Consider the following 19030-nt stretch of genomic DNA (forward strand, 5'->3'; position numbering starts at 1 on the left):
GTGCGAAACCCTACCTTTGAATTCACCCGCGCCATTACCCGCCGCCCAGCTTCAACAATTGCCCAAGGTCTGCGCGCGGAGGACATTGGCAACCCCAGCATTGACAGCATGCTGGCCGCCCACGCTGCCTATGTCGCCGCTCTGCGCAGCACCGGCGCCGAAGTGATCGAGCTAGACTCGCTGGAGGCCTTCCCCGACGCCCAGTTCGTCGAGGACACCGCCCTATGCCTGCCGCAGGGCGCCATCCTGATGCGCCCCGGCGCGCCGTCGCGGCTGGGTGAGGTGGCCGAAATGGCCCCCACTCTGCGCACCTGCTACGATGACGTGCGCGAAATCTCCGGCCCCGGCCATATCGAAGGCGGCGACATTCTGGTGACCGGCAAGGAAATTCTGGTCGGCCGCTCCGACCGCACCGACGCCGAAGGCGTGGCCGAACTGGCGGAGATAGCCGCAGAATGGGGCCATGCTTTGCGAGAGGTATTCACCCCCGAGGGCGTGCTGCACTTCAAAACCGACTGCTCGCTGGTGGACGCCGATACAATCTTGTCAACCAAGCGCCTTGATGCCTCCGGCTGTTTCGAAGGTTACAAGGTCCTGCACGTAGCCGATGGCGAGGAAGCCGCAGCCAACGCCATCCGCTTCAACAACCTGGTGCTGATGGCCGCAGGCTTCCCTCGCACGGCGGAAATGCTGGACAAGGCCGGATACGAGATCGTCGAGATCGACAATACCGATTGCGCTAAACTGGACGGCGGCATGTCCTGCTTGTCGCTGCGGTTCTGAACCCGCCCCTGCCGCGCAGCCGTGCCACGGCTGCGCGCAATTTTTTCCGCCCCGCTGCCGACACCGCCCAAGCAGCGCGGTCGGCCTTCAGGGGGATGTGAGGGACTCGCCGGTATCCAGGACCGGCGCTGCGTCGATATCCTCCGCATCAAGCATAGCCGCGACCCGCTCCAGCGCCGCAATCAGCGCCGCCTGCTCCCAGTCTTCCATAGCCGTAAACTTGCGCACGAACCGTTGCTGCAGCGGATCCGGCGCGTCGGCGATCGCGCGGCGCCCTTTTTCCGTGACCAGGATATTCGTCTGGCGCCGGTCGGCCAGCGACTTCTCCCGAACCGCCATCTCCTTGCGGACCAGCTTGTCGACCAGCGAAGTCACCGTCGCCTGGGAAATCCGCATCCGCTGCGAGATCATCTTGGCAGTGCAGTTTTCGCTGCCCGCGATGATCTGAAGCACCCGGAACTGCGCTGCAGTCAATTCGACAGACTGCGCCAGCTCCCGTCCGAACAGGTCGGTTGCACGCAGAATACGGCGCAGGGCGATCAGGCTGGCATCAATGCGGTCCATAGCCCGCTTCTGGCAGAGTGCAACGGGACAATCAAGAACGCCCGCACCGGCATTAGTTTGATTGCCTAAATACAAAACCAAACAATCGCCGCTGAAAAGCTACGTGAAATCAACGTAAAGGACGCAATGCCGCAGGATCCTTCTACACACTTGAAAAATTTTCCTCCGCAATATACTTAGCTTAGCAAAGCAAAAAATGGAGACAACAGGACAGATGCGACACGCATTGGAACTATTCCAGAAGGCCGCCCCTTCGCTGCGCGAACCCACAGCAGACGACGGGCCCAAAATCTGGGAGCTGGTGCAAGCCTGCAAGCCGCTCGACGAAAACTCAATGTACTGCAATCTGATCCAATGCGACCACTTCCGCGAAACTTGCGTGGTTGCCGAGACCGACGGAGAGACCACCGGCTGGGTTTCCGCCTATATCCTGCCTAGCGACCCGGAAACCCTGTTTGTCTGGCAAGTAGCAGTGTCGGAGAAAGCACGCGGAACTGGTCTCGGCTCGTTGATGCTAACCGGCCTGCTGCGCCGCAAGGCCTGTAATCGGATCAAGCGTCTGCAAACAACTATCACGCAGGAAAACAGGGCCTCCTGGGCACTGTTTCACAAATTTGCAGCCAACCGGAGCGCGCCTCTGAACAGCCAGCCCCACTACACCCAGGGCCAGCACTTCCGGGACCGGCAGAGCACCGAACACATGGTCACGATCGATTTCTCCGAGGCGCCCAGCTGGGCAGCCTGAGGCCGCCTGATCCCATGTGGCGCACCCCCGCTCTGATTTGTACAATTCCCAAAGGACATATGATGCCGACTGATACGTCTGCCAAGATTTCTATTTTCAAACGCCGTGAATCCGAGGCCCGCAGCTATTGCCGCAGCTTCGACACGGTTTTCACCAAGGCCAAGGGCTCGGAACTGACCGACCGCCAAGGCCGCACCTACATCGATTTTCTGGCCGGCTGTTCCTCGCTGAACTACGGCCACAATGACCCGGACATGAAGGCTGCGTTGCTTGACCACATCTCCGCCGACGGGCTGGCGCACGGGTTGGATTTTCACACCAGCGCCAAGGCAGACTTTCTGGAGGCGTTCGACCAACACATCCTGCGGCCGCGCAGCATGGACCACAAGGTCATGTTCACCGGCCCGACCGGTGCCAACGCGGTTGAGGCTGCGCTGAAGCTGGCCCGCAAGGTGACCGGGCGCACCAATGTCATCGCTTTCACCAACGGGTTTCACGGCGTCACCCTGGGCGCTTTGGCGGCGACCGGCAACAGCTACCACCGCGGCGGCGCCGGCACGCCGCTGAACGGCGTCACCCGGCTGCCGTATGACGGCTACTTCGGTGCAGATGTTGATACAGCCGCCTATCTTGAGACGATGCTGAACGATGCCTCCAGCGGCGTCGACGCCCCGGCCGCGATCCTGCTGGAGACCGTGCAGGGCGAAGGCGGCCTGAACGACGCCAGCCCCGAATGGGTGCAGCGCATCGCTGCGCTTGCCGAGGCACACGGTGCACTGCTGATCATCGACGACATTCAGGCCGGCTGCGGCCGCACCGGCGGCTTCTTCTCGTTCGAGGAGATGGGGATAACTCCCGACATCGTGACGCTGGCAAAATCGGTTTCAGGCTTCGGCTTGCCGATGGCGCTGATGCTGGCCCGCCCGCAACATGACGTCTTTGGCCCGGCAGAGCACAACGGAACCTTCCGCGGCAATGCCCACGCCTTCATCACCGCCAGCGTGGCAATCCGAAAATTCTGGTCAGATGAAGGCTTCCAGCAGAGCGTCGCCGCCAAGGCCCGCCTGCTGACCGCTGCGCTGCAGGAGATGTCCGAACTGATCCCCGGCTCCTATCTCAAGGGCCGCGGCATGATGCAGGGACTTGATGTCGGCTCCGGCGAGCTGGCCTCCAGCATCTGCGCCCATGCCTTTGACAACGGCCTGATCATCGAGACCTCCGGCAATGAGGATCAGGTGGTCAAGGTGCTGGCACCGCTGACCACGCCTGAGGACACGTTTGTAAAGGGCCTCAAAATCCTGCGTGGCGCGATCCGCGGTGTGACTGATTCAAGCAAATTTGCAGCGGAGTAAGACATGATTGTTCGCGACTACAACGACATTATCAAAAGCGACCGCAGCCGCGTGGTGTCTGACGCCCAATGGTCTTCGGTCCGTATGCTGCTGGCCGACGATGGGATGGGTTTCTCCTTCCACATCACCTTCCTCGAAGCCGAATCCGAACACACGTTCGAATACAAGAACCACTTCGAGAGCGTCTACTGCATGCAGGGTTCCGGCTCGATCACTGACCTGGCCACTGGCGAAACCCATCTGATCCGGCCTGGTGTCATGTACGCGCTGGACAAGCACGACCGGCATATCCTGCGGGCCGAGGAAGAGCTGGTCATGGCCTGCGTTTTCAACCCGCCGGTGACCGGCACCGAAGTGCACCGTGAAGACGGCTCCTACGCGCTGGAAACCACCTGAGGAGGCCCCGGCAGAGGCCGGGTGGAACACATTGAATTTCCCTGACCACACCGTCGAGAAAATCGGCGGCACCTCAATGAGCCGTATCCGCGAGCTGCGCGACACGCTGCTGATCGGCGGCCGCACCGGTGCCGCGCTCTACCACCGCATCTATGTGGTCTCCGCCTTCGGCGGGATCACCAACCTGCTGCTGGAACACAAGAAGACCGGCGAGCCCGGCGTCTATGCGCTGTTTGCCAATGACGATACCGGCCACGGCTGGCTCGACGCGCTGAGCCGCGTGGGCGGCGCCATGGCCGAGGCTCACAACAGCGTGCTGGAAAATCCGGCCGACCGTGCCCGGGCAGAGGAGTTCGTGCGAGACCGTATCGAAGGCGCCCGCAGTTGCCTGATCGACCTGCGCCGCCTCTGCTCCTACGGCCACTTCCGACTGTCGAGCCAGATGCTGCTGGTGCGCGAATTGCTCTCCGGTTTGGGCGAAGCACATTCTGCCTTTGTTACGACCTTGATGCTGCAGCGCGCCGGGGTAAACGCCCGCTGTGCCGATCTCAGCGGCTGGCGCGATGAAAGCGAATGCTCACTGGAGCAGCGGATCACCAGCGGGCTTCGCGATTTCGACCTCACGTCGGAAATGCCCATCGTCACCGGCTACGCCCAGTGCAGCGAGGGACTGATGCGCGAATACGACCGCGGCTATTCCGAGGTGACATTCTCCAGCATTGCCGCCCTGACCAAGGCCAGAGAAGCCATTATCCACAAGGAGTTCCACCTGTCCTCCGCCGACCCGATGCTGGTTGGAACCCGTGCTGTGCGCAAGCTCGGACACACCAACTACGACGTGGCCGACCAGCTATCGAACATGGGAATGGAGGCCATTCACCCCAATGCAGCCAAAATCCTGCGCCAATCGGATGTTGCCCTGCGGGTGACAAACGCCTTTGAACCCTCCGATCCCGGCACTTTGATCGACAGCCAGCCCGCCGAGGCCCCGGGTGCGGAAATTGTGACCAGCATCGACGCGGTGGCGCTGGAGCTATTCGAGCAGGATATGGTCGGCGTCAAGGGGTACGACACCACGGTGCTCGAAGCGCTGCGGCGCCATCGCGTCCGGATAATCTCCAAAAATTCGAACGCAAACACCATCACCCATTATGTCGAGGGCTCTTTAAAAACCGTGCGCCGGGTAATCAACGATCTGGAAAGCGCCTACCCCTCGGCCAAGGTAAGCACCCGTGCGCTGTCCATCGTCGCCGTTATCGGGCGGGACCTGTCCGGGCTCAGCGCTTTGCGCCGTGGACTGGAGGCCTTGGACCGGGCTGGTATCGGTGTGATCGCCGCCCATCAGGCGCCGCGCAACGTCGATGTGCAATTCGCGGTTCCGCGAAAGTCCGCCGAAACTGCGGTTAAGGCTCTGCACGAGGCGCTTATTTCCTGCCCGCCGCAGCTTGCAGAAGCCAAGGCCGCCTGAGCCTGTGCCGGCACCCTTGCTAGGGTGCCATTCGCCTGCGCCGCGGCAGAGGGCGCCATGTTCCGATTGATATGGTCCGCATTTTCGTGATCATGAGCGCCAGCCGCTGCGCCCGCGCGCGGCGGCTGGACAAGCGGCGAAGGCGGACACCGGAGACATGGACCCAGAACAGCTCATTGCCTGCCCGACCTGCGACGCGCTGAACCGCGACCAGGAGGTAAAGGCGCACACAGTTGCCCGTTGCGCCCGCTGCGGCACGGTGCTGGCGGCACCAAAATCCGGCGCCATGACCCGAATCGCGACGCTGTCGCTGACCGCGCTGATCCTGTTGGCTGCGGCGGCAGGATTTCCTTTTCTTGAGTTGACGGCACAGGGGCTGTCGCATCAGGCCTCTGTGCTGGATGCGGTGCTGGCGTTTTCACGCGGGCCGATGGCGCCACTATCGCTGGCAACCGGCCTGCTGATCGTACTGCTGCCCGCGGCGCGCTACTGCGCGCTGATCTACACTCTGGCGCCTATGGCTCTTGGCTGGCACCCGGCACCGCACGCAGCTGCAGCTTACCGCTGGGCAGAACGGCTGAGGCCCTGGGCAATGGCGGAAATCTTCATTATTGGCGTGGCCGTGGCTTTGGTCAAAGTTTCAGGCCTGGCCCAGGTCGGGCTGGGTCCGGCCTTCTGGGCCTTTGCCGCGCTTCTGGTAGTTACCATCCTGACCGACAATTCCATTTGCAGGCTGACCGTATGGAAAACCCTGAAGTCCCGCAGCCGCTCCTGACTGCTGCCAGTGCCGGGCTGACCGGCTGCCGCGCCTGCGGAACCGCCAACCCGGGCGGCAGCCGGGCCTGCACGTGCTGCGGCGGCCCGCTGGAGCCCGCTAGCCCTGCCAGCCTGCAGCGCGTGTGGGCCTGGCTGGCGGCGGGCCTGATCGCCTATGTGCCTGCCAATACTTACCCGATGCTGCGCACCACCACCTTCGGCCGCAGCTCAGAAAATACACTGATCGGCGGCATTGCCGAGTTGTTCAGCCACGGTTCCTATGGCGTCGCCCTGATTGTTTTCTTCGCCAGCATCGTGATCCCAGTGGCCAAGTTCCTGGCCATAGCCTATCTGGCGGTTTCTGTCCGCAGACCGGCAGCCCTTGGCAGCCATGGCCGCCTGATGCTTTATGAAGTGGTCGAATTTATCGGGCGGTGGTCGATGATAGATGTGTTTGTGGTGGCAATCCTGACCGCCCTCGTCCAGCTTGATTTTGCCGCCGCTGTGGCCCCTGGCGCTGCGGCGGTCAGTTTTGCATTGTCGGTTGCCTTCACCATGCTGGCAGCCCAAAGTTTTGATCCGCGCCTGATCTGGAACGCGGAAAGCGAGCGTTTAAATGACTACGCCTGATCCCGCACCGATGAAAATCTCGGCCCAGCGCCCTTCGCCCTGGCGCAACCTGTCGCTGATCTGGCTGGTACCGCTGGTGGCGCTGGCGGTTTCCCTCGGCGTTGCCTGGAAAGCCTATTCCGACCGCGGCGTGCTGATCACCATCCACTTTGAAAACGCCTCCGGTATCGCCGCCAACGAAACCACTGTGCGCTACCGTGACGTGGTAATTGGCCAGGTGGAGAAAGTCGGCTTTGCCGGCGACCTGAGCCAAGTGTCCGTCCAAGCCCGCATCGACAAGGAAATCGCCCCCTATCTGGATGCAGATGCTACATTCTGGGTGGTGCGCCCGGAAGTGTCCGCGCGCGGCATTTCGGGGCTCAGCACGGTGCTGTCAGGTGTCTATATCGAAGGCAGCTGGGACCAGCAGCTCGGCACCACGCAGACCGATTTCCAGGGCACCGACCGCCCGCCGTTGTCGCAGCCTGGCCGGGGCGGGCGGCGGATTACATTGCGCACCGATGACGGCCGGATGATCTCCGAAGGCGCACCGGTTCTGTTCCGCGGTATAGAGGTCGGCCGTCTGGAAGAACCGCGTCTGACGGTCAGCGGCGACAGCATCGTCGTCGATGCCTTTATCGACGCCCCCCACGACCGGCGCATCAACTCCGCCACCCGGTTCTGGGACAGCTCCGGCTTCTCGGTTTCGATCGGGCCCAGCGGATTGTCGCTGGATGTGGACAGCATTGCCTCGCTTGTGGCCGGAGGCATCGAATTCGATTCCGTGTTCGACGGCGGAGAGCCGGCCGGGCCGGGCACGGTCTTCGACATCCATGCCGATGAAGCCGCCGCCCGCCGTACTGCTTTTGCCCGCACCCTGTCCGGCGGGATTGCGGTCTCGGTCGCCTTTGACGAGTCGGTGGCTGGTCTTGCCAGCGGTGCGGTGGTCCAACTGCGCGGCGTTAAGGTCGGCGAGGTCAGCAGCCTCAACGCCGCCATCCAAAGCGACAGCAATGAGGCCGAGGTGCGGCTGATTGCCAAACTGCTGCTTGAACCTGCGCTGATGGGCCTGCCGCCCGGTGCGGGCGAGGCAGAAGCCCTGGATTTTCTGGAGCAGGCGGTTGAAAGCGGCCTGCGCGCGCGGCTGGCCTCCGCCAGTTTGTTCAGCTCAGAGCTGATCGTCGAGCTGGTGACGCTGGAAGAGGTGGAGCCTGCGCAGTTTGCCCGTAACACCGAGCCGTTCCCGCAGCTGCCCAGCGCGCCCTCGAACCTGCCGGATTTCACCGCAACCGCCGAAGGCATGCTGGAACGCATCAACGCGCTGCCGGTCGAAGAGCTGATGGCACAGGTCATCGCGACGCTGGCGAGCATTGAAGGCTTGGCCTCTGCCGAAAGCACCCGCCAGACCCCTGTGGCGGCAGTTGCCTTGCTGGAAGACGCGCGCGCCCTGGTGACCGACCCCGGCACCCGTGCCCTGCCCGGCGAATTGCATGCTGCCGTCACCGACCTGCGCGCACTGCTGACGGAGCTGCAGCAGGGTAAGGCGGCGGCCAAACTGGCCGCGGCCCTGGATCAGGGCAGCCAGGCCGCCGCCAGTTTGGCCGCCGCCTCCGAAGACCTGCCCGCGCTGGTGGCCGATTTCCGCGCCTTGGCGGCCAAGGCAAATTCGCTGGAGGCCGAAGAACTGATCCGTTCCGCCAGCCAGCTGTTGAACAGCGCCGATGCTGTGATCGGCACCGATGGTGCCCGTGCCTTGCCCCCGGCACTGACCTCTGCGCTCGGGGAAATGCAAGCCACTCTCGCTGCGCTGCGCGAGGGCGGGCTGGTAGACAACGCGAACGCCACTATGGCGTCTGCCCGCGGTGCCGCCGATGCCGTGGCCGCCGCAGCGGAGGGGCTGCCCGCGCTCTCGGCCCGGTTGGAACGCCTTGTCGCCCAGTCCGAAGCGCTGGTCGCCTCCTACGGAGGCCGCTCCAGCTTCAACTCTGAGACGCTGGATGCTTTGCGCGAGGTTAAGGCAGCCGCCCGCTCGGTCTCTCAACTCGCCCGCAAGATTGAACGCAATCCGAATTCCCTGCTGTTTGGTAAGTGATATGAAAAAAAACCTTTGCCTGCTGCTTCCCTTGGCCTTGCTTGCCGCCTGCGGCACAGCCAATGATCCGCGGTATCTGATTTCCTCCGCCCCCGGCGGGACCGTGGCCAACTTGCGCTCGCGCACGATCGAAGTACGGCTGATCTCCCTGCCCTCCTATGCTGCCGCATCGGACATCGTCGCCGAGGGCGAAGGCGGCGCGCTGTTGTCACTGGAGGGGGCGCAATGGGCGGATGACCCGTCCCGCGGCATGACCGCCGCTCTGGCCCGCGGCCTGAACGAACGTACCGGTGCCGCCGCAGCCATCGAACCCTGGCCGCTGAACACCGGCCCGGACGCACGGCTTGATGTGCGGGTGGATCAGGTCTATGCCCGCGCCGATGGCATCTTTGAGCTGTCCGGCCAGTTCGCGGTCTCTTCGCCTGAGGGCACCGTGCGGGAATTTGTGAAGCGGTTTGATATCGGCACGCCCGTCACCGGCACGGGGCCGTCTGCCACCGCTGAGGCGCTGGCGCTGGCGCTGGCAGAACTTGTCCGGCAGGTTTCCCTGTCCCTATAGAACGCCCGCCCGTGCTTAGGCGGGCACGCCGGCCCCTCTCAGCGGCCGCGGACGCGCCTGCCGCACGGCTGATCAATGCAGATGGGAAACACGTCTCAGCAGGCCGCTGCCCCAATGGCATCCACCTTCAGCCCCGGGCGTGACAGTTTGGCCCCGCCGTATGCCCTGGCCAGAATCATCGAAACAGGTGGCCTGCTGAGTGTTGCAGCGATTGGTGGCGCCCTGCAAGGCAGGCACAACTTGCGGCTCTTGCTACTCCGAAATCGCAGCCCTGCTGGCACGCACCGCCGCCCTGTACGCCGCAGATTGTAAGGCCACGGCACAGCAGTCCTAACAAAGGGTACCACCTGTCAGAAAATTGCAGCAGGCAGCCAGGTGGCAAGGCCGGGGATCAGCCAGACCAGAAGAACGCCCAGCGCCTGCAGACCGATAAACGGCACCACCCCCTGGTAGATCTGGCGTGTGGTGACCTCCTTCGGTGCCGCACCGCGCAGGTAGAACAGCGAAAAGCCGAACGGCGGCGTCAAGAAACTGGTCTGCAGGTTGATCGCGATCAGGATGCCCAGCCAGATCGGATCGTGCCCCATCAGGATCAGCGCCGGTGTCACCAGCGGCAGCACGATGACCGAGATCTCCACAAAGTCGAGGAAGAAACCCAGCACAAAGATGAACAGCATGCAGAACAGCAGGGCGCCGGTCGGCCCGCCGGGCATGCTGGCCAGGAAATGCGCCACCCGCTCCTCGCCGCCCAGGCCGATGAACACCAACGAGAACATGCCCGCCGCCAGGATGGTGGCGAAGATCATCGCCGTCATCGTGGTGGTCGAGGTCACCGCCTCATGCAGGATACGCTTTTGCAAACCGCTTCGCAGGGCCGCGAGTATTGCAATGCCCCCTGCCCCGGCCAGCAGCGCATAGAACACGCCCGCCGCCAGGTCGCCGCTGCTCAGGTCGCTGCGCTGCAAGCGGACCGGATGGACGCCGGACAGGATCCCCAGCAGGATCAGCGCCGCCGCTCCGAACAGGATCAGCCGGGCCGGGCCCCCTGCCCGCGCCCCCGCCATCAGCAGGGCGCCGACGCCGCCCACCGATGCTGCCTCGGTCGGGGTGGCGACACCCCCCAGGATGGCACCGAGCACGGCAAAGATCAGCAGGATCGGCGGCACCACCGCACGCACTACTTCGCCGCCGTTCGGACGGGCCTTCCCGGCCGGCGCTGATGGCATGTCCTGCGGCCGCAGCAGGCCCCGGGCCAGGATATACAGAAGATACAGCACCACCAGCGCCAGCCCCGGCACCAGCGCGGCGGCAAAGAACTGCCCCACCGACAAGGCCTCGACCGAGAACTTGCCCTGCTCGTACTGGGCCTGCTGATAGGCATTCGACATAACGTCGGCGAGAATGATCAGAAGCGTCGAGGGCGGGATGATCTGGCCCAGCGTGCCCGCAGTGCAGACAATGCCCGACGCCACCCGCGGATCATAGCCGGCACGCAGCATGGCCGGCAGGGCAATCATACCCATCGCCACAACGGTGGCGCCTACAATGCCGGTCGAGGCCGCCAGCAGTGCCCCCACTAGCACGACCGAAATGCCCAGGCCGCCCTTCAACTGGCCGAACAGCCGGCCCATTGTGTCCAGCAGCTCTTCCGCGATGCGGCTTTTTTCCAGGATCGCGCCCATCAGCACGAACAGCGGAATGGCGATCAGTACCTCATTGCTGAGGAGGCCGAATGCCCGCTGACCCAGCGCGCCCAACAGCGAAATATCCATCACCCCCAGCACCCAGCCGAGATAGGCAAAGCTTATCGCAACACCGGCAATGGAGAAGGCGACCGGAAATCCCATGAGGATCGCAGCCATCAGAGCTGCGAACATAATCAGGTCAAGATAGGCGGTCATCAGGCGTCGCTTTCGGCAAGGAGGCGGATCAGCAGCGCCAGGGACTGCAGCATCACCAGTACGCAGAATGCCGGGATCAGCGATTTCAGTAGAAACACGGCCTCAAGACCGCCAACAGCGATAGGGCCTTCGAGAATGGACCAGGAATTGCGCACCGACGGCCAGGACCAGTAAAGCAGCGCCGCCATCGACGGCAGCAGCAGAAACAGGTGGCCGAAGATGTCAATTCGGCGCTGTGCCTGGCGGCTGAGGCCGGCAAAGAACACATCCACCCGCACGTGCTTGTCGACCAGCAGCGTGTAGCCCGCGGCCAGCATGAAAAGAGTGGCGTGCATGTAGAGAACGCTTTCCTGCGCCGCGATGGAGTTCACACCGAACACATAGCGCCCGACCACAATGGCAAATTGTGCCAGAACCATGATCAGCGCCAGCCAGCGCACCACATGCGCCAGGCTGCGGTTTACACCGTCCAGCGCATCAGCAACCCGTTGCATTCTGCTCTCCCAATCAAAAACCGGCGCCCGCGGCTGCGGGCACCGGCAGTCCTTGCAGCCTTAGTAGCCCATCACCGTGGCACGGGCATTCATCTGGCCGTTGTCGGCATAGGTCATGTAGCCGCCAATGCTGTCACGGTAGGCTAGGAAGCTTTCGGTGATGCGGCGCACCAGCTCATCCTCGTCGTCCTGCAGTTCGGCGATCACTTCCTTGGCCGCGGCGCCCATCGCGGCGATCACGTCCTCGGGGAACATTTTGACCTGCACGCCATCCTCGTCCACCATCTTCTTCAGAGCCAGCGCATGTTTGGTGGTGTATTCGGTCCAAACCGGGTTGTAGAGGCTCTCGCAGGCCAGCGACACGACCTGTTTCAAGTCATCGGGCAGCTCGGCAAAGGCATTTGCGTTGACGCCGCATTCCTCGGCTGAGGACGGCTCGCCCACGCCGGGCCAGTAGTAGTTCTTGGCCACTTGGTAATAGCCAAGCGCGCTGTCGGTCCAAGGGCCGATGAATTCACCTGCGTCCAGCGCTCCGGTCTGCAGGCCCTGGAACATCGCCGGACCGCTGGTGGCCTCTGCCGCCATGCCCAGTTTCGAGGCCATTTCCGAGGCGAGGCCGGTGGTACGGAACTTCAGCCCCTTCAGGTCTTCGGCAGAGTTGATCTCAGTCTTGAACCAGCCGCCCCACTGCGGGCCGGAGTTGCCGCACAGGAACGGCTTGATGCCGAAGCGGCCGTACATCTCATCATAAAGGGCCTGACCGCCGCCGTGGTACAGCCAGCCGAACTGCTCGTCCGCACGCAGACCGAACGGCTGCGAGCCGAACAACAGGATGCCCTTGGACTTGGACCCCCAATAGGCCGGCACTGCGTGGTACAGTTCGGCGGTGCCTTCAGACACTGCATCGAACACGCCGCGGCCCGGCACCAGCTCACCCGCGGCAAACAGCTTCACCTCGATCCGGCCGCCCGACAGGGTGGTGATCCGGTCGGCCAGCATCTGCGCCGCCACACCCGGCCCGGGCAGGTTCTTGGGCCATGCCGTGACCATCTTCCACTGCATCGTGCCCTGGGCAATGGCCGGGCTTGACAGCGTGGCCGCCGCCGCGCCCATTGCGCCAGCCTTTAAGAATGCGCGTCTTTCCATGTCTCCAGTCCTCCGTCTGTCGGTCATCTGCAGCGGGCCGCTGGCGGCAGCGCAGATCTTGATTTATTGTACGTTCTTTACATTAATATGTAGCTACATATTATTGTCAATCACGGGTGCGCGGCTCAGTTTCGCCTTTCCGCGCAGAATGCAATATGGAGCGGCAGAACACATTTTCCCGGTTTGACCTGAGGAGGACGATGACGGACAAGCAACGGCATTCCTGGGTGACGATCCGGGACAGCATCCGGGAGATGATCCTGAACTCCACCTACGGACCGGGGGACAAACTGCCGCGGGATGCGGAGTTCGCTGCACGGTTCGGCTGCGCCCGTTCTACTGTGCACCGGGCAATGCGCGAGCTGGCCCAAAGCGGGCTGGTAGAACGGCGCCGCAAGGGCGGCACCACGGTGCGGCGCGATCCGGTGACCCGCGCAACACTCAACATCCCGATCACCCGGCTCGAGGTCGAGCAAAAGGGCAGCACCTATGGTTACCAGTTGATCCGGCAGTCCGTGCAGCCATCCAGCCCGGCCATCATGGCCAATTTCGGCCTGCCCGAACCCCGCCCCATGCTGCGGGTCGAGGCCCTGCACCTGGCCGACAGCCGGCCCTACATTTTCGAGGACCGTTGGATCTGCCTGGAAACTGTGCCGGAAATACAGTCGGTGGACCTGACCCGCGAAAGCGCAAACGAATGGCTGGTTCGCAACCGTCCATACAGCCGCTGCGACCTGCGGCTCTACGCCCGCCCCGGCACTCCCAGCGATAGCGAATCCCTCCAGAGCGAGCCCGGTGACGCCCTGTTCGTGATGGAACGCACCACCTGGATCGGCGACGCTCCGATTACCAGCCTCTGCGCCGTCGCCCACCCCGGTTATCAGCTGTTTACCCAGGGCTGAGAAGAGCCGCCGCCGGCAATCCGGGGCGGGGCATCAGGCAAGAGGCCAGCAAGCAGCGCCTCCTTGGCCTAGGCCGGCGGGGGCTGGCGCACGTTCGCACCAGCTTTTCTGCGGCCGCTTCGCTGGGATCGTCCCGGGATTGCCGGTGTTGACCGCCTGCGAGGACGAGGAGCAAGCGTCAAAGCCGCCCGTTCAGGGCTAGAGACGCACATTATTGAGGAAGCCAGAGACTCAAAACTGCGGCACCTTACCGGGGTGGAATGATTGCAAAAAACGGCAACCTTTTGTTGTGACTTCCACGGGCTTTGTTGCACAAATCGTGCGAGGGATTCACTGTATGAATCCAGCGTGATAGCTGGAGGGTCATGAGCAGTTGGGCCCCTACGAAGTACAAGACCACGAACTGGCCTTTGTACAATGCAGCGTTGAAGCAGCGCCGATCGTTGTCGATATGGTTTGATCCCGAGATGATCTGGACGCCGCCACCAACAGGCATGCGTGGTCGCCAGTGCCAATTCAGCGATGCGGCGATCCAGGCCTGTCTGACTTTGAAGGTGCTGTTCGGGATGCCGCTGCGGCAGAGTGAGCCAGTGAAGGCGCCACTGGTTCGAGCCCACTGGCGAACCGGGTTCGTGGAAAGTTTGCTACGGCTCGCCGGACTGGACTGGGCAGTGCCCGGCTACAGTACACTGTGCCGCCGTCAGACACGCTGAATTTGAGCCTGCCCTATCGAGGCAGCAGCGGCCCGCTGAACTTGCTGATACCCGTCACAGTGACTGTGGGGTAAATCCGTCCGGGGAAACGGGAACTGGGGTCAGACCCCCATTTGTGCAACAAGGCCGGACCGGCCCGAACCGGACATGCGAATGAGGCACGCGGTGCTGGATGCTGCGGGTGCGAGGCTTGCTAGCCAATCCATCAATTGCGTACATTCATCCAGGCACGGGCTAGGGCATTACCTTCGTAAGGTTCGCTCTCGGCCCGAGAATTGCCAAGGGCCTACCTTCGCACGCCTTCCAGCACCCGCGCGCTCACTTCCTCATCCTCGTCGCCAGAGCCGTGTAAAACGCTGACATCACCGGTCGGCTCAAGGATGACCGCATGAACGCGGCGCAGATCGAATGCGTTCGCCTCCCGCAGTTTTCCGAACAGATCAGCTTCTGTCATACGCGTATCGCGGAGGTTCTGATGCAGAATCTCGCCGTTTTCCATGACGAGCACTGGATCGTTCTCAATACTCTTGCGGACCTTCGGAGACGCCGTCCGAACGAAGGAGATCAGGCTTTGCACGACGAACAGCGCAACAAGCGCCCCAACCCCGAGAAGCAAATTTTCCTTTGGCGAGATTATTGAACTGGCAATGACCGATCCGCAGGCAACCGTGACCGCAAAATCATAGCTGGACATCTTCGAGAAGGATCTCAGGCCGTTCAGCCGGGTGAGTGCGACAACCGTGGCGACACATACGGCCGCGCGGAAAAGTATCTCTAAGAGATCGTACAGCATAATCTGTCCTTTCGCCTAATGAGCGCCGCAAACGAAATCGGCGCCGCATCTTGGCAATGGCGTTACCCTTTGAGCTTTCGCCCGCGCCTGATGAAGAGCCTGGCAAGCACAAAAACAAATGCGAAGGCTATGAGCCCGAGATAGCGTTCATAAATGCCATCAATTTCGTCAGGCAGGAAAAAGAAGACCGGTGCAGAGATCGCCCAGACGATTGAAATCCCGACGAGCACCTGACCATAGTAGCGCCCTGCACGGGCGGCCCCTTGGGACATCAGCCAGGGAATGATCGCCATGAGCAGACCCAGCGCGTAGACAAGATAGATATGGATCACCACGCCGTCACTGTCATTGTCGCCATATTCATTCCGTGCCCCGACAAGAAAGACGATGAGCCCCAGCAGGGCGAGGCCGATGATCCCGCAACTCCAGCCCCATCCCCCCATGTGAACATGCGCAGCCAGCAGCGCAACGGAAATAAGAGAGCCGGAGAAAGCGTATATGCCGATATCGACAATGAACTCGTATTTGCCTGCGCCCAGGTCGCTGATCGTATCAGCGATCCAATCGTGATCAGGGACAATAAAGTCAGCCGCAATGATGGCGGCGGAAAACACAAGACAGCCAATAATCGCATACCAACCAAGCACTATCATCAGCGTGGGGGCATTCTCTAACTTCGGAGATTTTGTCTCGTCATTCATGTCGGATCACCGCCTGATCGCGCCAGGGTAACAACTCCTGAGGAGTGAGACCCAGTGAATACGGTCAAAGGGGCTCTTGAAAGCCCCTTCGCTTGATATGCCGTTATAAGGACCGGATCAGTCCCACCAGCCTTCATCCACAGATTCCATCTCTTCGAGCTGCTTTTCGGTTTTGCGGGTTACGATGACATAGCTCTTGTCATCCACCGGCGTGAGCCGAATGTCTTCAACGGGGATCAGCACGTGCTTGTCGCCAATGTCGAGAAAGCCGCCGACTTCGGCCACAATACCAATCATTTTGCCACCGCGATCAAGGATCACATCTTCGATTTCGCCGATGTCATTCCAGTCCGGGCCGACACCATCAGCTTCCCAGTTTCCCCAGGTATCTTCGTCCATGGGACCATTCAGCGTGTAGATATCACCACCGGTGATGTCGCGTGTCCGGATCAGGTTTTCGGTATCCATCAGGGTTTCCGCAACGGCCGGCGCCGCGGCCATGCTAGCGATAAGGGCAATAGAGGCAAGGCGAGACATGTGATGTTCCTTTTCTGTTTGCTTCACAGACTGAACATTCTGAAGATTACTTTTGTTCCGAGAAAATATACCTACCGTCGAAGCCGTGCTGCTTTGTGTTGATGCCGTTACCATTCCCAAGAGCTAACACGGGCTTGCGATTCTTGTAGCGGAGTTTCATCAGCGGCCACTTTGTCCGCGACCTGTGAATTCGGGTGACAGATCTTGCTGCAGCATGCTTGAACGGCTGGTTTTCACGCCGCGCAGCGGGGCCGAAAATGATGCAGTCGCGGCGATTTTGCTGCTGCAAGCGCGCGCAGCGAAAACATCCAAGGTACAGGTTGGGCTGACTTGTATGTACCGGCTGCTGTTCGCAAGTGATTTTTTTGCATGGTCTCGGAAGTCACTCACGTGTATCCGGCCTGTTGATCGGCACGCGGGCCGTGGCCTTGTAGGGGTTACGCACGCGCCGTGTTCTCATCAGCCGCGAGGTCATTTCTGACCGAGTGAGCCCTCAGATTTTGGGTGCGTAGTTGTTCCGTTCCATGCTTTCGATTAGTCGCGAACTCCTTCGGGCCGTGTCGGCTCTGATGCCGGCGGCGACCTCATCTTTTGACGCATCAAAGGTCGTTTTGTGTCTCAAAACACTCCAAGCCATTCGTGCCGGCTTATTGGCCAGCGCGACTGGAAGCTTGTTGTTGTTCATCCGCTCTGCTGCTTTAGTCAGCCACCCGCCAAAGCTGAAGTCTGGCCATCTGTTTGGCCGCATCAGAATGACCTTGGCTGCTTGAACGAAGAGCATTCGAAGGTATCGGCTTCCTCGCTTGGTGATGCGCCCAAGGACCGTTCGCCCGTCCCCGCTGTATTGACGGGGGACCAATCCCGCCCAGGCCGCAAAGTCACGCCCTCGACCAAAGGCCTCTCCTGCGCCAATGGCAGCAACCATGGCCGTCGAGATCATCGGGCCAATGCCAGGGATCGTCATGACGTTGACGCAACGTCTCTTCGATGCGACTGATTTGTTCAATCTCTTTCGAGACGGTATCGATCCGGTCACCCAGCCAGAGCCAATCCCCAAAGAGACCAATCAGGATTGTCCGCATGCGCGGCGATATCTCGTCCTTGCACTCCTCCAGGATCGTCTCAAAAGAGTTCTTCAGAGCCCGCAGACCTTTGCGCACCGTAATGCCCTGTTCGATTAGAAAGGCACGGATCTGATTGATCGTCGCTGTCCGGCGCGACACCAGCCGTGACCGAACGCGGTGCAACGCTTGCAGGTCCAGCAGCTCCTGGCTCTTCTCGGGGACTGTCGGCAAGTGAGGTCTCAATGCCGCCTCGGCGATCGCCTCCGCGTCGTTGCAGTCGTTCTTCTGCCCCTTGATGAAAGGCTTCACGTAGATCGCGGGAATGACCCGCGGCTCGAAGCCCATCTCGCGAAGCGTTCTGCTGACAAAATGCGCACTCAAGCACGCCTCCATGCCAACGACGCACCGGGGCAGTTTCTCAAACGCAGAAACCAGCGCCAAACGCTTGATCTGTTTGCGCATCACCAGCCGCCCGTCAGGGTCGAATGCCACGATATGGAAGCGTGTCTTTGCCGATACCGATGCCAATCGACATCAGTTCATCAAATGCCTTCTTCGTCATGCTACTTCTCCTTCTCGCAGAAATAGGCAAAGCCTAACCTGCTGGGTGAAGCAGCCGGTACATCCCATCAGCCGACTTCCGGCGCCGCGGCGCGCTGATCGGCGGTCTAGATGGCTGCCGGCACCTCCGCAGGTGACCGCAGGCAGCCCTTTCGCGACATTCATGCAAGTTGCAGCATTCGCAATACTGCGGCTGCGCCCTTCCAAAGCGGTTTCCTGCGTGCGGTCACCTGCAACAGCAACGGCAGCCGTCCAAGCCGTTGATCAGCCCGCTGCACCGCTGCATGACGGTAGTGAGCGCGCAACGGAAGTGCTGAATTTTGCGGCACGCGCTCACAGCACGATGGCCAGCTGCGCTGCTGAAACTACCCGCTGCATGGCAGAAGGAAATGCGGGCGTTTAGGGTACCTCTGTCCAATTTTCAAATTGAAAGCTCCCTGGACGCCCAACCTCAGATGAACCCAACATATGTTAGAAAGGAGCCTATCAGAATGAACCCGGCAGCGTTTGCGATCAGCGAAGGGGTTTTCATCTTCGACAACTTTTTTATACGTTCCGGGATCAGGATGAGGCCTGTACCTTTCAGGGCGGCGGCAAAACCTACGAAAGACACGGCGACCTCGGCGGGGCTTGCCCAAAGGAAATGATACACAAGAACCGTCATGCCAACAACGAAATGCGATGCGCCGGACAAATTGATCAAGATCGGGTCGGCGCATTCTTGGGCGGCAACCATACGCTTTTAAAAACCGCCGGAAACTAGAAATCCAGCCCCCGTGATTAAAAGGTACGGTCCAGCGATCATCGCCATCAGCTCCGTCATGTGTGGTCATACCTCCCAAATTTGTTGACTGCTCCAGATTTCGGCCCCGAAGGTCTTCGATCTGCTGCTGC

At 61.5% G+C, this 19030-nt stretch carries 18 protein-coding genes and 2 pseudogenes; 11 read left to right on the forward strand and 9 right to left on the reverse strand.

Annotation, left to right across the window (positions count from 1 at the left end; translation table 11 throughout):
• Nucleotides 1-783: an arginine deiminase family protein gene (locus AC5STB_RS03125; RefSeq protein ID WP_495441534.1), complete on the forward strand. Its 783-nt coding sequence runs from the start codon at nt 1-3 to the stop codon at nt 781-783.
• Between the two features lie 87 nt (nt 784-870).
• On the opposite strand, the gene AC5STB_RS03130 is transcribed toward AC5STB_RS03125, so the two are convergent.
• On the reverse strand, nt 871-1347 hold the full coding sequence (locus AC5STB_RS03130) for a MarR family winged helix-turn-helix transcriptional regulator (RefSeq protein ID WP_495441536.1): 477 nt from the start codon (nt 1345-1347) through the stop codon (nt 871-873).
• A gap of 214 nt (nt 1348-1561) precedes the next feature.
• Between AC5STB_RS03130 and ectA the strand changes: the two genes are divergently transcribed.
• From ectA to AC5STB_RS03170, 8 genes are all read left to right on the forward strand, one after another.
• Complete coding sequence (gene ectA, locus AC5STB_RS03135; protein WP_495441537.1) at nt 1562-2092, forward strand: diaminobutyrate acetyltransferase; 531 nt, start codon at nt 1562-1564, stop codon at nt 2090-2092.
• Nucleotides 2093-2154: 62 nt separating this feature from the next.
• Nucleotides 2155-3444, forward strand: coding sequence for a diaminobutyrate--2-oxoglutarate transaminase (gene ectB / locus AC5STB_RS03140; protein ID WP_495441538.1), 1290 nt, complete (start codon nt 2155-2157; stop codon nt 3442-3444).
• A gap of 3 nt (nt 3445-3447) precedes the next feature.
• Nucleotides 3448-3840: an ectoine synthase gene (locus AC5STB_RS03145; RefSeq protein ID WP_495441539.1), complete on the forward strand. Its 393-nt coding sequence runs from the start codon at nt 3448-3450 to the stop codon at nt 3838-3840.
• A gap of 31 nt (nt 3841-3871) precedes the next feature.
• Nucleotides 3872-5308 (forward strand): aspartate kinase, encoded by a 1437-nt coding sequence (locus AC5STB_RS03150; protein ID WP_495441540.1) that lies wholly within the window; start codon nt 3872-3874, stop codon nt 5306-5308.
• A 157-nt stretch (nt 5309-5465) separates the two neighbouring features.
• Nucleotides 5466-6083, forward strand: a complete 618-nt coding sequence (locus AC5STB_RS03155; RefSeq protein WP_495441541.1) for a paraquat-inducible protein A — start codon at nt 5466-5468, stop codon at nt 6081-6083.
• A complete protein-coding gene (locus AC5STB_RS03160) occupies nt 6050-6694 on the forward strand; it encodes a paraquat-inducible protein A (protein WP_495441542.1) in 645 nt (214 codons plus the stop codon). The genes AC5STB_RS03155 and AC5STB_RS03160 overlap by 34 nt, the downstream gene beginning before the upstream one ends.
• Nucleotides 6681-8765, forward strand: a complete 2085-nt coding sequence (locus AC5STB_RS03165; protein ID WP_495441543.1) for an MlaD family protein — start codon at nt 6681-6683, stop codon at nt 8763-8765. The genes AC5STB_RS03160 and AC5STB_RS03165 overlap by 14 nt, the downstream gene beginning before the upstream one ends.
• Before the next feature lie 31 nt (nt 8766-8796).
• Entirely contained in the window at nt 8797-9324 is a 528-nt protein-coding gene (locus AC5STB_RS03170) for a PqiC family protein (protein ID WP_495441544.1), read from the forward strand.
• Between the two features lie 350 nt (nt 9325-9674).
• Here AC5STB_RS03170 and AC5STB_RS03175 read toward each other — a convergent pair whose 3' ends face one another.
• The 3 genes from AC5STB_RS03175 to AC5STB_RS03185 are packed head-to-tail and all read right to left on the reverse strand — an operon-like array spanning nt 9675 to nt 12865.
• On the reverse strand, nt 9675-11225 hold the full coding sequence (locus AC5STB_RS03175; RefSeq protein ID WP_495441545.1) for a TRAP transporter large permease: 1551 nt from the start codon (nt 11223-11225) through the stop codon (nt 9675-9677).
• On the reverse strand, nt 11225-11719 hold the full coding sequence (locus AC5STB_RS03180) for a TRAP transporter small permease subunit (protein ID WP_495441547.1): 495 nt from the start codon (nt 11717-11719) through the stop codon (nt 11225-11227). Before AC5STB_RS03180 ends, AC5STB_RS03175 begins: the two co-directional genes overlap by 1 nt.
• Nucleotides 11720-11779: 60 nt before the next feature.
• Entirely contained in the window at nt 11780-12865 is a 1086-nt protein-coding gene (locus tag AC5STB_RS03185) for a TRAP transporter substrate-binding protein (RefSeq protein WP_495441548.1), read from the reverse strand.
• 200 nt (nt 12866-13065) lie between these two features.
• Here AC5STB_RS03185 and AC5STB_RS03190 point away from each other — a divergent pair, with 200 nt between their 5' ends.
• Nucleotides 13066-13767 carry a GntR family transcriptional regulator gene (locus tag AC5STB_RS03190; RefSeq protein WP_495441549.1) on the forward strand — a complete coding sequence of 234 codons (702 nt, stop codon included), beginning with the start codon at nt 13066-13068 and terminating at the stop codon, nt 13765-13767.
• A gap of 365 nt (nt 13768-14132) precedes the next feature.
• A pseudogene (locus AC5STB_RS03195) lies at nt 14133-14539 on the forward strand (transposase); the annotation flags it as partial.
• A gap of 227 nt (nt 14540-14766) precedes the next feature.
• Here the strand turns inward: AC5STB_RS03195 and AC5STB_RS03200 are convergent.
• From AC5STB_RS03200 to AC5STB_RS03220, 5 genes and pseudogenes are all read right to left on the reverse strand, one after another.
• Nucleotides 14767-15273, reverse strand: coding sequence for a DUF421 domain-containing protein (locus AC5STB_RS03200; protein ID WP_495441550.1), 507 nt, complete (start codon nt 15271-15273; stop codon nt 14767-14769).
• 62 nt (nt 15274-15335) lie between these two features.
• Complete coding sequence (locus tag AC5STB_RS03205) at nt 15336-15974, reverse strand: DUF998 domain-containing protein (RefSeq protein ID WP_495441551.1); 639 nt, start codon at nt 15972-15974, stop codon at nt 15336-15338.
• Between the two features lie 117 nt (nt 15975-16091).
• Nucleotides 16092-16511, reverse strand: coding sequence for a PRC-barrel domain-containing protein (locus AC5STB_RS03210; RefSeq protein ID WP_495441552.1), 420 nt, complete (start codon nt 16509-16511; stop codon nt 16092-16094).
• A 565-nt stretch (nt 16512-17076) separates the two neighbouring features.
• Nucleotides 17077-18137: pseudogene (locus AC5STB_RS03215) on the reverse strand (IS110 family RNA-guided transposase); the annotation flags it as partial.
• A 450-nt stretch (nt 18138-18587) separates the two neighbouring features.
• Entirely contained in the window at nt 18588-18872 is a 285-nt protein-coding gene (locus tag AC5STB_RS03220; protein ID WP_495441553.1) for a hypothetical protein, read from the reverse strand.
• Nucleotides 18873-19030 lie beyond the last annotated feature (158 nt).

Source organism: Leisingera sp. CC-HEC093 (genome assembly GCF_059429195.1).